This window comes from Corynebacterium sp. 11A, from assembly GCF_008930935.1.
Taxonomy (GTDB): Bacteria; Actinomycetota; Actinomycetes; order Mycobacteriales; family Mycobacteriaceae; genus Corynebacterium; species Corynebacterium megadyptis.
In genome coordinates, this window is record NZ_PQMR01000003.1 from 125858 (window position 1) to 141365 (window position 15508).

Here is a 15508-nt window from a genome sequence, read left to right on the forward strand (position 1 = left end):
AATAGTAACGAAGACTATCAATAAGGAGCACGCCGGCGAGGCGGCGTCGATAGGCGCCCGCCACTGCTTTTCTTGGGGAAAACACTAGCCCCTGCGATAGCATGGACACCCATGAGTGAGAACACGATCACCGTATCGACTCCTGCGGGACAAATCCGCGGGACGGTCTACGAGGACGGGGTGGCCGAATTCTGCGGTATCCCCCACGTGCACTACGAGCAGCCCTTTGACTTCCCCGAGCGGGCCGACGCCGCCACCGACGTCATCGATGCCACCACCCCACGCCAGCGCCCGGTCGGGCTAAGCGTGATCGCCCCCGTGTCCACGATGCCGCGCGCGGACCATGAGGTGCCCGCCGATCTCCCGGTGATCGCCTATGTGCACGGCGGGCGCTACGAATCCGACCACTATGACGGCTCGTGGTATCGCTCCCACGCCTTCGCCCACTCGGGGGCCATCGTGGTCTCTATCGGCTACCGCATGCGGCTCGAGGGCTTCGCCCAGTTCCGCGCCGATGAGAGCTTTGCCTACCGCGGGGTCAGCGATGTGCAGCTGGGGCTCGACTGGATCCAGCGCTGCATCGAATCCTTCGGCGGCGACCCGACCAATGTCACCCTGGTGGGCCAGTCCGCCGGGGCCGGCATCGCATTGTGGCTGGCCCGGCGCGACCACTACACCGGCACCTTTCGCCGGCTGGTGGCGATGTCGCCCGGTTATCCGCCGCAGGATTTCTTCGCCCGCCGCGGCTGGCTGCGCAGCGCCCTTGGCGCCCCCATCACCCAGACCTCGCTGAATAACCTGGCGGCGCGCAAGCCCGAGAAGCTGGCCAAGGGCTATGCCTCGCTGCGGCGACGCTATTTTTATGGCCCCGCAGTGGGCCCCTATCCCTTCATCCCCGGCGAGCTGGCGGATGTGGATATTCTGCTCACCTACACCGAGCACGAGATGTATCTCGAGCCCAGCGCCGCATGGATGGATGAGCACGCGCCCTGGCTGGCGAAGCTCGGGATACGGCTGCTGGCCGGGCAATTCCTGCTGCATAACGCCCGCAGCTATCTGCACTGGGCGGATACGCACTACCCGAGGCAGGTGGCGCGCCGCTTCGCCTCCGATTCCTCTATTACCCGCTGGGTGCAGGCCGCGACAGAGCGCGAGTCCGGCTCCACGTGGCTGCTGCAATTCGCCGGCGATGCTGAGAACGGGGCACCGGCGCTGCACTGCGTGGATCTGCTTCTCGCCTTCGACATGCTGGAGCATTCCTCCCCCATGGCCTCCACCTTCGCCGCGGGCGCGCCGCAGCGGCTGGCCCCGCGGGCCGACCAGGTGCACCAGCTGCTGGTGGACTTCGTCCACGGCCAGCGCCCCTCCTGGCCCTGCCATGAGCCCGGCCGCGGCAACCGGGCGGCGCTGTCGCTGTCCTTAAGCGATCCCGCCGCGCCGCCGCAGGTGGTCAGCGACCCGCTCTACGGGGTACGCGTGCACTTCCGGCTACCGGTGCAGCAGCGCACAGCGGCCCGGCGCGAGGCCTGGGAATAAGCGCAGTGGCCTGCGGATACTAGCCCCGCGGGCGGCGGCAGGCTGTGGATAGAAAAACCCCTTATGCACAGCCTTGCTCGCATCCTGGCCTGCGGGCGCCCACGGCGGGACTCGGGCATTTAGTCTGCGGATACATCACTCATCCGCTTGCTAGTACACCCACCTCAGGAGATTTCCCATGGCCAGCTCACTCGACACCATCAAAGACAAAATCCAGAAAATCCTCAGCCAGGCCCGCGATCGCGCGGGCACCGAGGAAGGCGATATCTACTTCGCCAAAGCCTTCGAGCTCATGGCGCGCTACGAGCTCGACGAGCGCGACCTCGACACCGAGGATCCCAGCGATACCGTCAGCCATATGCATATCGAGTTCGGCGGCGCCTATACAGATATGCAAAGCACGCTGCTCATGGCGATTGCCCGCTCCCTGCACTGCGAGGGTTTTGTCTACTCCACCTATCGCTCGGTGAAAGTCGGCGAGGCTGTGGTCTTTGGCCGCCTCCGGCACCTCGAGCGGGTATCGACCCTCTACACCCTCATCAACCCGATCATGCTGGTGCGGGCCAGCACACTCCGCCACGATTCCCGCAGCGGCGGCTATTCCTCCACGGTGACGCTGCGCCGCAGTTTCATGCGCGGCTTCATCACCATGATCTCCAGCCGTCTTGCCGCCGCCGAGGAGCAGGCCGCCGAGTCCTCCAGCAGCTATGAGCTGGCGCTTATCGACGACGCCTCCCTGGCGCGCGCCGCCCGTGCCGAATTTATCGGCGATGCCTCCCTAAGCACCCGCAGCGCCGAGGGCCGGACCTTCGATCCCCATGCCTACTCCCGCGGCATGGACGAAGCGACGGCCACCGACATCGGCCAGCAACGCATTCGCCGACGGGCCGCCCTCGAAGCCTAAAGGGTAGCCGCTGCCGCGCGCGCCGGGAGTTTTCTCTAATCTGGTCTGTATGGCTGAAGACCCTTTGAAACTCGCACACCAGGAGCCCGCCGCTGAAACGGAAGTGGATGCGGAAGGCTATGTCGTAGAACCTTCCTCCGAGGACTATGCCACCCCGAAAATGGCCGAGAATAGCCTCGAACCGGGATGGTACAAGGAGGCCGTCTTCTACGAGGTGCTCGTCCGCGCCTTCCATGACTCCACAAATTCCGGCTCCGGTGACCTCCAGGGTCTGATCTCCAAGCTGGATTATTTGGAGTGGCTGGGCGTGGACTGCCTCTGGCTTCCGCCCTTCTATGACTCCCCGCTGCGCGATGGCGGCTACGATATCCGCAACTTCCGCGAGGTGCTGCCCGAGTTCGGCACGGTGGACGATTTCGTGGAGCTGGTGGATAAGGCCCACAAGCGCGGTATCCGCATCATTACTGATTTGGTGATGAACCACACCTCGGACCAGCACCCGTGGTTTGTGGAGTCCCGCAAGGACCCAGAAGGGCCCTATGGGGATTTCTATGTGTGGAGCGATTCCGACAAGAAATACGCCGATGCCCGCATCATCTTCGTCGACACCGAGACCTCCAACTGGAGCTGGGATCCGGAGCGCGAGCAGTATTATTGGCACCGCTTCTTCTCCCACCAGCCGGATCTCAACTACGAAAACCCCGAGGTCCAGGAAGCCATGCTGGATGTGCTGCGCTTCTGGCTCGACCTCGGCTTGGACGGATTCCGCCTCGATGCGGTGCCCTATCTCTTCGAGGAAGAGGGCACCAACTGCGAGAACCTGCCCAAAACCCACGAATTCCTCAAGCGCTGCCGCGAGGTCATCGACGAGGAGTACCCGGGCCGGGTGCTGCTCGCGGAGGCCAATCAATGGCCGGCCGATGTGGTGGAGTATTTCGGCGAGCCCGTCGAGGGCGATGAGTGCCATATGGCCTTCCACTTCCCCCTCATGCCGCGCATCTTCATGGCGGTGCGACGCGAGTCTCGTCGCCCCATTTCCGAGATCCTCCAGGACACCCCCTCCATTCCGTCCTCGGCGCAGTGGGGTATCTTCCTGCGCAACCACGACGAGCTGACGCTCGAGATGGTGACGGACGAGGAACGCGCCTTCATGTACGAGCAATTCGCCAAGGAGCCGCGCATGAAGGCGAATGTGGGTATTCGCCGCCGCCTCGCCCCGCTGCTCGAGGGCGATCGCAACCAGCTGGAACTCTTCACCGGCCTGCTGCTCTCTCTGCCCGGCTCCCCGGTGCTCTACTACGGCGATGAGATCGGCATGGGCGATAACATCTGGCTCGGCGACCGCGATGGCGTGCGCACCCCCATGCAGTGGAGCAGCGACCGCAATGGTGGTTTCTCCAAGGCCGATCCGGAGCGGCTCTATCTGCCAGTCATCCAGAACTCCCAATACGGCTACGATGCCCTCAACGTGGAGGCCCAGATGGCCGGGGAGAACTCGCTGCTGCACTGGACCCGCAATCTGATTCAGACCCGCAAGCAGCACTCCGCCTTCGGCTTCGGCGAGTTCACCGAGGTGCCCGCCAAGAACTTCGCCATCCTCAGCTATCTGCTGCGCGATGAGAAGGAAACCCTGCTGTGCGTGAACAATATGTCGCGTCGCCCGCAGGCCGTCTCCCTCGACCTCTCCGAGTTCGCCGGCCGCGTGCCGGTGGAGCTCAGCGGTGGCGAGCACTTCCCCGAGATCACCGAGCAGCCCTGGGTGGTCACCCTAGCCCCGCACGGATTCTTCTGGTTCGAACTCACCGATCCCAACGCTTAGGAGCTGATCATGGATTCCGCACTCGCAACCATGCTGGCCGCCCAGCGCTTCTATGGCGCAAAATCCGAGCCCATCACCGATATTGAGGTGGTGCATACCGCCCCGCTCACGGGCAGCGACGCGATCAGATGGGTGGTGGCACGGGTGCACCGAGCGAGCGGCTCCGATCTGTATCAGTTGCTTCTCGACGAGAACAACGCCGATGTGCTCGCCCAGCCGGCCTATGCGGCCCGCATGGGTGAGCTCATCACCAGCGACTCCCTGCCCGGCGGCGGCGCGGTCCACGCAGTGCCTGGTGCCACCCAGCCGCTGCTGCCGGCTGGGGCACTCGGCCGCGTGATCGAGGGCGAACAGTCCAATACCTCCATCATCTTCGGCGAGACGGTGATCGTGAAGTTCTTCCGCAAGCTCGCCGGCGGCATAAACCCCGATGTGGAGCTCTTGGCGGGGCTCTCGGAGCACCACTGCGGCCATATTGCCCCCCTGCGGGGCTATCTCACCCACGAGATCGAGGGCGAGACAATGATCACCGGCATGGTGCAGGACTTTGTGCACCACGCCACCGATGGCTGGGTTGATGCCCTCGCTGCGGTCCGCGAGGGCGCAGACTTCTCTGACTCCGCCCGTAACCTCGGGGTTGCCACCTCCGAGGTGCACCAGCTGCTGGCTCGTCATTTCGGCACGGAGACCGTGCCCGGTTCCCAGGTAGCACAGGCCCTCAGTAGCCGTTTGGAGGATGTGCTGGCTCAGGTTCCCGATCTTGCTCCCTTCGCCGAGAAGGCGCGTGCGGTGTATCAGCGCCTGCAGGATCTCGAGGTGCCGGTGCAGCGGGTCCACGGCGATCTCCACCTGGGACAAACCCTGAAACAGGGCGAGAACTATATTCTCATTGACTTCGAGGGCGAGCCCGCCCGGCCGCTGGCGGAACGTCGGCGCATGGACAGCCCGCTGCGGGATCTCGCGGGGCTGATCCGCTCTCTCGACTACGCCGCCAATTTCGAGCACGCCGGCACCGCGGACACCCGCCAGATGTGGTCTGATACCGCCACCGCTTCCCTGCTGGATGGCTATCACTTCGAGCCGAGCAACCAAGACAACTTCGATATTTTGGATGCTTTCGTGCTCGATAAGGCGCTCTACGAGGTGGCCTATGAGGCCAATAACCGCCCCGACTGGATGTGGCTGCCGCTGGGTGCGGTCCGTTCTATCGCCGGCTAGCTCCGGCCACTAGCAGGGACAGCCCAGTGCCTCGCGGAGCGCTCGGTGGCTGAGCTGATCCACCATCCACGGGCTGAAGGCAAAGCCGGTGGCATCCACCGCGGCCGCCAGCTCGGCTGGGGTGGCCCAGCCATAGGAATCGACCTCGGAAGGGGCGGGCTGCAGCTGGGAGGTGGCGTCGATACGCGCAATGTAGACGGGGCAGAACTCGTGCTCCACGATGCCGCTGGAATCCACCGCACGATAAGAATAGGTGGGTAATACCTGCTCGATCCCGTGCAGCCCCTCAATCCCGAGCTCATAGCGGGCGCGGCGCGCGATCGCCTCCACAGCATCCTCACCGGGTGCGGGATGCCCACAAAAACTATTGGTCCACACCCCCGGCCACGTGGCCTTGCTCAGCGCCCGACGAGTGAGCAACACCCTCCCCTGCGCATCCTGGACATAGCAGGAAAAGGCCAGATGATAGGGGGTGTCCGTGCTGTGCACCTCGGATTTCAGTGCGGTGCCGATGGGCTGATTGTGACTATCAAGCACAACCACGAGTTCGGGGGCGTTCATACTCACCCACCATAGCGGCTAGGCACACCCTGTCGTGCACATGCACAATAGAGGCCATGGTTTGTCACTTCCTCGATAATGAGACGCTGCGCCGCCGAGGCACCCGCAAGTGGAATACCTATGACTCGGCACTGCTGCCACTGTGGATCGCCGAATCTGACTTCTCTACCCACCCCGATGTGATCAATGCACTGCGGCAGGCGGTGGAGCGCGAAGCCTTCGGCTACCCCTTGCAGGTTGAGGGCGTAAAAGAAGGCATGAGCGCCTTCTATCGCCAGCGCTATGGCTGGGCGCCCGAACCGGAACAGGTGGAGGTCACCGCCGACGTGGTCCGCTCGGTGCAGCTGGCCATTGAGCTGCTCAGCTCACCCGAGGACGCCATCATCGTGCCCGTGCCGGCCTATATGCCCTTCCTCGAGCTGCCGCGGATCACCGGCCGCGAGATGCTGTGTATCGACGCAGACCCCCAACCCAGCCTGGAGCAGATTCGGCAGGCCCACGCCCGCGGTGGCCGGGTGCTCATTCTCTGCTCCCCGCATAATCCCCTAGGCGTGATCTATGAACGCGAGTACTTGGTGCAACTCACCGATCTCGCGGCGGAACTCGGCATGCTCGTGATCGTGGACGAGATCCACGCCCCCATCTGCTACGAGCGCCCCTATGTGCCGGTGGCCTCGGTGAGCGAGAACGCCCGCCGGGTGTGCGTGACTGCCACCGCCACCTCGAAGGCATGGAATATCGCTGGGCTGAAATGTGCCCAAATGTATTTCACCAACCCAGAACACCAGGCAGCCTTTCAAGCGGCGGGGCCGCTGGTCACCGACGGCTACTCCACGCTTGGCCTCGTCGGCGCCGCGGCCGCCTATACCGCCTCCACCGACTACCTCGATGAGCAGCTGGAGCTGCTCCGTCGCAACCGCGATTATCTGCTCCACGCCCTGCCGGAGGCCCTTCCTGGAATCCGAGCCAGCGCCCCCGAGGCCACCTATTTGATGTGGCTCGACTTCAGCGACACCGCTCTCGCTGTAGGGGAGCACACGGCCGCCGAGTACCTCGAACACCACTGCCGCGTGGTGCTCAACGATGGCGCCACCTTCGCCCCCGCTGCACGCTATGCGCACTGCGCCAGGTTGAACTTCGCTACCCCACCGGAGAACCTCGAGACCTTCGTGGAACTGCTGCGTCAGGCACAGTGACGTTGAGCACGCAGCACATACCGAAGAACGAGTGGTAGGACCAGTACTGCTAGGCTGCTGAGTCGATAGCTCACATTCTGTCTAGAAAGCTTTCTCCGATGTCTGACTCCGCTCGCTCGGCTGTGCAATCCACGGCAGTGTTCGCCACCCTCACCACGGCGACACTCATGCTGTTCTCGATGTTCTTTGGTGCCGGCAACCTCATTTTCCCGCCTATTCTCGGCGCCCAAGCCGGCACCCACTTCGCCCCCGCTATCCTTGGCTTCCTCGCAGCTGGGGTAGCCCTGCCTGTGGTATCCATGATCGCGGTAGTGATTTCCGGCGAGGACGTATTGGACTTGTCGCGCCAGGCGGGTCGGATTTTCGGTGTGATCTTCCCCGTGCTCATCTATCTCTCCATCGGCGCGTTTTACGCCGTGCCACGCACCGCGGTGGTGAGCTACTCCACCGCCTTCTCCCCGGTATTCGGCGTGGACTCCCGCGCCGCCACCGTGGCCTTTTCCGCGGCGTACTTCGTGGTGGTCTGGCTCATGTGTTACCGCGAAACCGGTCTGATTGATCGCATCGGCAAGTGGCTCACCCCCGTGCTCCTCATTCTGCTTGCGCTCATGGTGGTTATGGCTCTCCGCCAGCTCGACCCTACTGGCGTGGCTACCGCCGAGAAGTTCGCCGAGCATCCTGGCCCCACTGGGCTGATCGAAGGCTATCTGACCATGGACTCGGTGGCCGCTCTCGCCTTCGGTATTGTGGTGATCTCCGCGCTGCGCGAAAAGGGCCTGGGCTCCCCTGATGGCATGGGCCTGAAGCGGGGCGCGATCATCGCCGCTGTGGGCGCCGGAGTACTGCTCGGCGCGGTCTATATCGCCCTCGGAATGGTGGGCCGCGTCGTACCCAACCCCGAGCAGTACGAGGACGGTGCCGCGATCCTCACCGATATCGCCTATGTGACCATGGGGCAGCCCGGTCGCGTGATCTTCGGCATGGTGGTGCTGCTGGCGTGCATCGGTACCGCCGCCGGCCTCATCGGCTCCACCTCTGGGTTCTTTCACCGCCTGCTGCCGGCCGTGAGCTATCAGAAGTGGGTGCTGGTATTCACCCTTATCTCCTTCGCCGTGTCTACGGTGGGCCTGCAGTCCGTGTTGGCGATCGCTGGCCCCATCATCGGCTTCCTCTACCCGCCCGCTATCACCTTGGTGGCCATCACGCTGCTGGCGCCGCTGTGGAAGCATCGTCGCCTGTTCTACACCTTCCGTCTCGGTGTGTGGGGCGCGGTGGTGTGGTCGCTGCTGGCCTCCCTGTCCTCTGTGGGCGTGGCCAGCGAGAGCATCGAGCGTCTCCTCGGATGGGCGCCGATGCATGAGCAACAGCTCGGCTGGGTGCTGCCGGTCCTCGCCCTCATCATCGTGGGGCTCATCCTCGATAGCACCCTCACGCCGCGCCACCGCACGCCCGTTCCGGCCAGCGAGACGGTGGTACCCGCCTAGGCGATCTTGCCGATCTTATTCACCTCGAGCTGCGGATTATTCTCGCGGAGGCTATCCGCCAGCTCATAGGCGGTCGGCCGGCTGCCACGGGGCAGGCGCACACAATAATCACGCAAAATCGTGGGCACCTCATGGGCCAGCTGGTGTGTATCCACCCGCTGTTCGATGTGCGCCGGCACCAGCGTCATGTAGGTGGTAATCGCCCCATCGCGATTCTCCGACCAAATGTCTACGCGGCGCAGCTGATCACGGTGAAAGCTCACCCCCGAGGCGGGGATCGTGATCATGCGTCCCACGATCACTCGCCGCCGGCGGGCGTGAAAGACGAAGCGGATAAATTGCAACAGCGTGCTGACCACCCCCACGATCGGTAGAGCGGCCGCTACCCCATAGAGGGTGCGGAGAGTCTTGTGGGTTTCCGAGGCCCATGCCCCCAGCAACGCCGCCCCGATCAGGCCGAGAACAAGCACAAACACCACGCACAGCGCGGTGGTTTTCGAGCGCAGGATCGCCCCGCCACTCATCCGCACCGCAATGATGTCTCGGTCTGTGCCGCGTCGTGCCGCTGGTTGTCCTGCCTCAGTCATGGGGCTCATTCTAGGCAGGCGACCACCAGTAGCCGCGTTTCAACCCGCGCCTGCACCGATCCCCCGCATTCCTGAGAACGCCGCTCAGCCGACTAGCCTGTGCAAGTATGAATCTCCCCTCTCGCCGCTCGCGGCGCGACCGCACGGCCTCTCGGACCGCCGCGCTCGCCACGGCACTCGCCGTGGGAGTCAGCGGCTGCAGCGCCGGCTCCACCGCAGTGCAGGTGGGCCGCGTGGCTGGGGCAAACGATATCGTGGTGGCTGCCTCGGCTTCGCCTGTCTCCCTCGACTTCACCACCAACTCCGGCGCGGCCATCCCCGGCGCGCTGATGAGCAACGTGTATGAAACCTTGGTGCGCATCGACGATGACGGCCAGATTGTGCCCTGGCTGGCTACCTCCTGGGAGGTCTCGGAGGATGGGCGCAGCTACACCTTCACCCTGCGCGATGATGTCACCTTTTCCAATGGCGATGCCTTTAACGCCGAGACGGTGAAGTTTTCCATCGACCGCGTCCGCTCCGAGGCGTGGAGCAATGGGTTGAAGAAGAAGATGGACATCGTCGAATCCGTCGAGGTGCTCAGCCCCACCGAGGTCTCGGTGCAGCTGGCGGCGTCGTCGAATCAATGGCTGTGGGATATGGCCACCCTCGTGGGGGCGATGATGACGCCCTCGGCCATGGATACCCTCGCCAGCGCCCCCGTGGGCACGGGCCCCTATGAGGTGGAGAACTTTGCTATCGGCCACTCCATTTCTTTTCGGGCCCGGGATGACTACTGGGGCCCGGCCCCGCAGAACCAGGGCGCCGCGATCCGCTATTTCGCCGATGCGGTGGCGGCCATGAACGCGTTGCGCTCCGGAGACGTGGATGTGGTCTATTCCATGCAATCGCCCGAGCTGCTCCATACTTTCGACCCCACCCGCTATACGGTCGAGGTGGGCACCACCAATGGCGAAGTGCTGTTGTCGATGAACAACAACCGCGCCCCCTTCAATGATGTCCGCGTGCGCCAAGCGGTGATGTATGGCATCGACCGCCAGGCCGTGATTGACACCGCATGGGACGGCCACGGTATCGACACCGGCGGCGCCCCGGTGCCGCCCACGGATCCCTGGTATGAAGCCTCCACCCGCTATCCCTTCGACCCGGAGCGTGCGCGGCAGCTCCTCGCCGAGGCGGGGATCGATGAGAGCAATAACCACGTGGTCTTCTCCGTTCCCTCGCTGCCCTATGCGGTGGCGGCGAGTGAGATCGTGGTCTCGCAGCTGCGCGGTATTGGATTGGATGTGAGCATCCGCTCCACCGAGTTCCCAGCGGTGTGGCTAAACGAGGTGCTCAAGCAGCAGGATTATGACATGTCGCTGGTGATGCACATCGAGCCGCGCGATATTCCGCAGCTTTTTGGCAATCCCGAGTACTATTTGGGCTTTGATTCGCCCGAGGTGCGCGCCCTGCTGGAGAAGGCCGATCGCGGCACTGCCCAGGAGCAGGTGCGCTATATGAAAGAGGCGGTCGATCAGATCATGGCCGAGGCCGGCGCCGATACCCTCTTTAATTTCCCGAATATTGTGGTCACCGACCGCGCGGTCAGTGGCGTGCGCGCCGATCAGATCACCGAGGGCCTCGAGCTGGCCACGATGCACCGAGCCCCTGATGATGGGGAGTCTGGAAAGGAGCGCCGCTAATGTTTCGACTGCTCCTGCGCGCCGGCCTGCGCTTTGTGCTCACCGCGCTTGTGGCCTCCGTGGTGATTTTCGCGCTGCTGCGGCTGATCCCCGGCGATCCGGCCGCCATTGCGCTCGGCGTCAATGCCACTGATGAGCTCATCCGCCAGAAGCAGGCCGAGCTCGGCACTGATCGCCCGCTGCTGCTGCAGTATCTGACCTGGATTGGCGGGTTTTTCACCGGCCACTGGGGAGTGTCCATGCAATCGGACGAGGACATCACCCCCATCGTGTGGGACCGGCTGCAGGTGAGCCTGATCCTCATGGGCTGCTCGATGACACTGGCGCTCATGATCGCCGTGCCGCTGGGAATGTGGGCCGCTATTCGACGCCACCGCGCGGACGGAGTAGCCATCACCGCACTGAGCCAAGTGGGGGTGGCCGTGCCGAGCTTTCTCGCCGGCATCCTCTTGGTCACGATCGTCTCGGTGCGCTGGGGGCTGCTGCCCGCTAATGGTTGGGTGCCACCCAATGCCGATCCTGCGGGGTTCATCGCTCGGCTCATCCTGCCCACTATGGCGCTGGCCAGCGTGCAGGCGGCCATTATGACCCGCTATGTGCGCTCCGCCGTGCTCGATGTGCTGCACCAGGATTTCATGCGCACCGCCCTCGCCAAGGGCATGACCGTCTGGCAGGCGATGCGCGCTCATGGGCTGCGCAATGCCGCCCTGCCGGTGGTGACGGTCACCGGGCTGCAGATGGCGGCGCTGATCGTGGGCGCGGTCGTGATTGAGCGCGTTTTCGTGCTGCCCGGGGTGGGAAGCTATCTCCTCGACGCGGTCAGCGGCCGGGATCTCACTGCGGTGCAATCCGTGGTGATGGTGCTCGTGCTCATCACCCTGCTCACCACCTTTATCGTCGACCTGTCCTATAGCCTTCTCGATCCGCGCATCCGCGCCGGTCGCTAACACCGGGAGGGAAAGAAGAGATGCACACAGAATCTCCGGATGCGGGCGGCGTCCGCACGCGGCAGCGCAAGCGTCCACCGGCCAGTCTGCTCATCGGCGGCGGCATCGTGGCGGCGGTGGTGCTCACCGCGCTCATCGCGCTGGTGTGGACCCCCTTCGATCCGATCCACGCGGTGCCCGAGGAGCGGCTGCTCGGCCCCAACGCGCAGCACTGGCTGGGTACTGATCGCTATGGCCGAGACGTGGCGGCACAGCTGATGGCTGGGGCGCACATCACCCTCGCCGTGGGCGTGGTGGCGGTGGGCATCGGCATGCTCTGTGGAGTACCGCTGGGCATTATCGCCGGCATGCGCGGCGGGACGGTAGATGCGCTGGTAATGCGCGGCGCCGATCTCCTTCTCGCCTTCCCCGCGCTGCTCTTGGCCATCGTGCTCGGCGCGGTATTCGGCACCTCCACGTGGTCGGCGATGGCGGCCATTGGTATCGCCGCCATCCCTGGGTTTGCCCGCGTCGCCCGCGCCGGAACCCTCAGCGTGCTCTCTCTCGACTTCATCGCCGCCGCCCGGATGTCCCAGGCATCGGGGCGGGCGATCGCGCTGCGGCATGTGCTGCCGAATATCCTCAGCCTCGTGATCGTGCAGGCCTCGGTGGCCTTTGCGCTGGCTATTCTCGCCGAGGCGGCACTGAGCTTCCTCGGCCTCGGCACCCCACCGCCGGAGCCATCGTGGGGCCGGATGCTGCAATCGGCGCAGGCTTCGCTCTATACCGCCCCGCAGCTCGCGTTGTGGCCAGGGCTGGCGATCGCACTGACGGTACTGGGCTTCAACCTGCTCGGCGATGGGCTGCGGGATCTCCTCGACCCTAGGCTGCACTCGACACGAAAGGCCGGCCAATGAGTGAAACGGTGCTGGACGTAGACGATCTTCAGGTGCGCACCCACGATGGGCACCAGCTGCTGCGCGGGGTGAGCTTCAGCATCGCGGCCGGGGAGAAAGTCGGGATCATCGGCGAATCCGGTTCGGGTAAGTCGCTGACCGCGCTGAGCATCATGGGGCTGCACTCCCACACGCTGCACACCAGCGGCAGGATCACGCTGCGCGGCGAGCCGGGCAACCTGGTGGACTACTCCCCCGCCCGCTACGCCAGCCTGCGGGGCCGCCGGATATCCATGGTGTTTCAGGAGCCCATGACGGCACTGAATCCGCTCATGAAGATCGGACCCCAAGTACGCGAGGCCGTGCAGCTGCACCAGCAGGATCTCGATTCCGCCGCCCTGAAGCGGCGCGCCCTGGCGCTGCTGGAGGAGGTGCGCTTGCCCGATCCGGAGACCCTCTACGAGCGCTATCCGCACCAGCTCTCGGGTGGGCAGCGCCAGCGCGTGCTCATCGCCATCGCCCTGGCGAATGATCCCGAGCTCATCGTCTGCGATGAGCCCACCACCGCGCTCGACGCCACGGTGCAAGCCTCCATTCTCGCCACCCTCAACCGCCTCACTCAGCAGCGCGGTACCGCCGTTTTGTTCATCACTCACGATCTCGGCGTGATGGCGCAGATCTGCGAGCGGGTGCTGGTGATGCGCGATGGCGAGATCGTGGAATGCGGCACGACCCAGCAGGTATTGCGCGAGCCCGGCGACTACACCCGCGGACTGGTGGCCGCCTCGGATCTGGCGGCACGCGATTCCCGCGGACACTTGTACACGGTGGACAACGCCGATGAGAGTTATCGCCCAGGCCACGCCTATGCCCAGCCGGGGTTCCCCATCCCAGGCCCAGTGGTGCTGGAGGCTCAGCAGATCTCCCAAAGCTATCGCTCCCGCGGCTGGCGCGCCCGCCAGCGCCGCACCACCCAGGCCTTGGAGCCGCTATCGCTGAGCCTGCGCGCCGGCCAGCGCCTCGGGGTGGTGGGCGAATCCGGCTCGGGCAAGTCCACGCTCTTGAAGCTGCTGGCGGGGCTCGAGTCCAGCCGCAGCGGCGAGATCCTCGTCGATGGGCGTGCCGCCACAGCGCGCACGCTGCAGCAGGTTGCGCAGATCGTATTCCAGGACCCGGCTGCGTCCTTGGATCCTCGGATGCGCATCGGCGAGAGCATTGCCGAACCACTGCGGGCCGCGAGCTTCGGAGCGGCGGAGCGGGCCGCGCGGGTACAGGAGGTGCTGGCTGATGTCGGCCTCGATGCCGAGGTGGCGCAGCGTTATCCCCACGAGTTTTCCGGCGGGCAGCGCCAACGCATCTCTTTGGCGCGCGCCCTTGCCCCGCGACCGCGGATACTGCTGGCCGACGAGCCCGTCTCCGCCCTCGATGTGTCCGCTCGGGCCCAGGTGATCAACCTACTCACCGAGGTGGTGCGCGAGTACCAGCTGGCGTTGGTGTTCGTCTCCCACGATCTCGGCGTGGTGCAGGCCCTGTGCTCGGAGGTGATGGTGCTCAAGCAGGGGCAGCTGATCGAGGAGGGCGCTACCGCCGAGCTCTTCGCCCAGCCCCAGCAGAGCTATACCCGCGCCCTTATCGACGCCGTACCGCGGCTCAGCCCCTAAGCGCCCAAGAGCTGGCCGGCGAGGGCATAGGCGTGATTGGGCCAGTACTCGCGTGGTCGCGGCCGCGGCGAGGCCTCGTTCTGGTGGAAGCAATCGATCACATCCACCCAGCGCGAGGGCCAGGCGTGCATGCCATCGACCGCGCCCAGCAGCGCGCCGGTGATGGCCGCGTTGGTGTCGGTATCTCCTCCCCTGCCCACGGTGCGCACCAGCGACTCCTCGGCGCGCAGTACCGAGGCCAGCTCGTAGACCGCGTTGCCGAAGGCGATGGTGACCCACCCTTCGTGTTCGAGATACTCGGCTGGCGGCGCGTCGCGATGCGCCTCCACCAGCGCCGCTACCTCCGGATAGGATGCGGCCTCGGCCTGAAGAATCTCTAGGGCCTCGGCACGATCCGCGCCGGTGGCTATGATGCGGGCGATGGTGAGCACGTACACGCTCTGAATATCCATGCACAGCGGGTTGATGTGGGTGAGCGAGCATTCTTGACGCGCCCACTCCGCGAGCTGCTCCGCGCCCTGCGGGTCCGCTTCCAGCACCCGGGCGCCAAAGATCCCGAGTGGGCTGACGCGCATGAGGGCGCCATTGGCTTGGGACTCGGGATTCTTGTGGCCGCGATTGAGCGCCGAGGAGCACGTAATGCCGATATCGAAAGGCTCGGATTGTGCCCAGCGTCGATAAGCCGCGGCCACATCCTCGAGCACGAAGGTGCCATTCCGCACCAAGGAGGCGGCAAGGGACAACGCCATCTCGGAATCGTCGGTGGGCTGGCCGGCGCTGAGCCCATAGGTGCCGCCGTCGGCGAGCTGGCGCACCCCATTCGGGTAGTGCGCCTGAATAGACTCCGCGGAGCGGAACTCGACCAAACTACCGAGAGAATCTCCAATTAATTGCCCGTAGAGTGCGCCGCGGGCACGCTGGAGTCGTTGTGTTTTCACCATGACTATAGACCCACCTTCCTCGCAAAATCCTTGACTCTTCGCATTCTAGGACAGCACCCAGACACCAGCCCTGTCCCTCTTCGCCCGCAGCTTC

13 protein-coding genes are annotated in these 15508 nt (G+C 64.8%); 10 read left to right on the plus strand and 3 right to left on the minus strand.

The genetic code is table 11. The features are described from left to right. Window positions 1-111 precede the first annotated feature (111 nt). From GBB18_RS04185 to GBB18_RS04200, 4 genes are all read left to right on the plus strand, one after another. Window positions 112-1536 (plus strand): carboxylesterase family protein, encoded by a 1425-nt coding sequence (locus tag GBB18_RS04185; protein WP_151640853.1) that lies wholly within the window; start codon window positions 112-114, stop codon window positions 1534-1536. Between the two features lie 178 nt (window positions 1537-1714). Further along, window positions 1715-2440, plus strand: a complete 726-nt coding sequence (locus GBB18_RS04190) for a DUF2786 domain-containing protein (protein ID WP_151640854.1) — start codon at window positions 1715-1717, stop codon at window positions 2438-2440. Between the two features lie 49 nt (window positions 2441-2489). Beyond that, window positions 2490-4259, plus strand: coding sequence for a maltose alpha-D-glucosyltransferase (gene treS, locus GBB18_RS04195; RefSeq protein WP_151549288.1), 1770 nt, complete (start codon window positions 2490-2492; stop codon window positions 4257-4259). Window positions 4260-4268: 9 nt separating this feature from the next. After that, entirely contained in the window at window positions 4269-5477 is a 1209-nt protein-coding gene (locus tag GBB18_RS04200; RefSeq protein WP_151640855.1) for a phosphotransferase, read from the plus strand. Window positions 5478-5486: 9 nt separating this feature from the next. Here GBB18_RS04200 and idi read toward each other — a convergent pair whose 3' ends face one another. Continuing rightward, entirely contained in the window at window positions 5487-6038 is a 552-nt protein-coding gene (gene idi / locus GBB18_RS04205; RefSeq protein WP_151640856.1) for an isopentenyl-diphosphate Delta-isomerase, read from the minus strand. A gap of 56 nt (window positions 6039-6094) precedes the next feature. Here idi and GBB18_RS04210 point away from each other — a divergent pair, with 56 nt between their 5' ends. Together GBB18_RS04210 and brnQ are read left to right on the plus strand one after the other, a co-directional pair. Further along, the gene (locus GBB18_RS04210; RefSeq protein WP_151640857.1) at window positions 6095-7234 is read left to right on the plus strand and encodes a MalY/PatB family protein; all 1140 of its coding nucleotides are present in this window, start codon (window positions 6095-6097) and stop codon (window positions 7232-7234) included. 98 nt (window positions 7235-7332) lie between these two features. After that, complete coding sequence (gene brnQ, locus GBB18_RS04215) at window positions 7333-8718, plus strand: branched-chain amino acid transport system II carrier protein (protein WP_225979147.1); 1386 nt, start codon at window positions 7333-7335, stop codon at window positions 8716-8718. Here brnQ and GBB18_RS04220 read toward each other — a convergent pair. Then, a complete protein-coding gene (locus tag GBB18_RS04220; RefSeq protein ID WP_151640858.1) occupies window positions 8715-9305 on the minus strand; it encodes a hypothetical protein in 591 nt (196 codons plus the stop codon). The two genes, brnQ and GBB18_RS04220, sit on opposite strands and share 4 nt — an antisense overlap. 107 nt (window positions 9306-9412) lie before the next feature. On the opposite strand from GBB18_RS04220, the gene GBB18_RS04225 reads away from it, so the two are divergent. Genes GBB18_RS04225 through GBB18_RS04240 form a run of 4 tightly spaced genes read left to right on the plus strand, consistent with a single transcriptional unit; the run spans window position 9413 to window position 14473 of the window. After that, window positions 9413-10990 carry an ABC transporter substrate-binding protein gene (locus tag GBB18_RS04225; protein WP_151640859.1) on the plus strand — a complete coding sequence of 526 codons (1578 nt, stop codon included), beginning with the start codon at window positions 9413-9415 and terminating at the stop codon, window positions 10988-10990. Beyond that, complete coding sequence (locus tag GBB18_RS04230; RefSeq protein WP_151640860.1) at window positions 10990-11937, plus strand: ABC transporter permease; 948 nt, start codon at window positions 10990-10992, stop codon at window positions 11935-11937. Before GBB18_RS04225 ends, GBB18_RS04230 begins: the two co-directional genes overlap by 1 nt. Before the next feature lie 20 nt (window positions 11938-11957). Next, entirely contained in the window at window positions 11958-12833 is an 876-nt protein-coding gene (locus tag GBB18_RS04235) for an ABC transporter permease (RefSeq protein ID WP_151549295.1), read from the plus strand. After that, on the plus strand, window positions 12830-14473 hold the full coding sequence (locus GBB18_RS04240; protein ID WP_151640861.1) for an ABC transporter ATP-binding protein: 1644 nt from the start codon (window positions 12830-12832) through the stop codon (window positions 14471-14473). The genes GBB18_RS04235 and GBB18_RS04240 overlap by 4 nt, the downstream gene beginning before the upstream one ends. Here GBB18_RS04240 and GBB18_RS04245 read toward each other — a convergent pair. After that, on the minus strand, window positions 14470-15414 hold the full coding sequence (locus GBB18_RS04245) for an ADP-ribosylglycohydrolase family protein (protein WP_151640862.1): 945 nt from the start codon (window positions 15412-15414) through the stop codon (window positions 14470-14472). The genes GBB18_RS04240 and GBB18_RS04245 overlap by 4 nt on opposite strands. Between the last annotated feature and the right edge of the window lie 94 nt (window positions 15415-15508).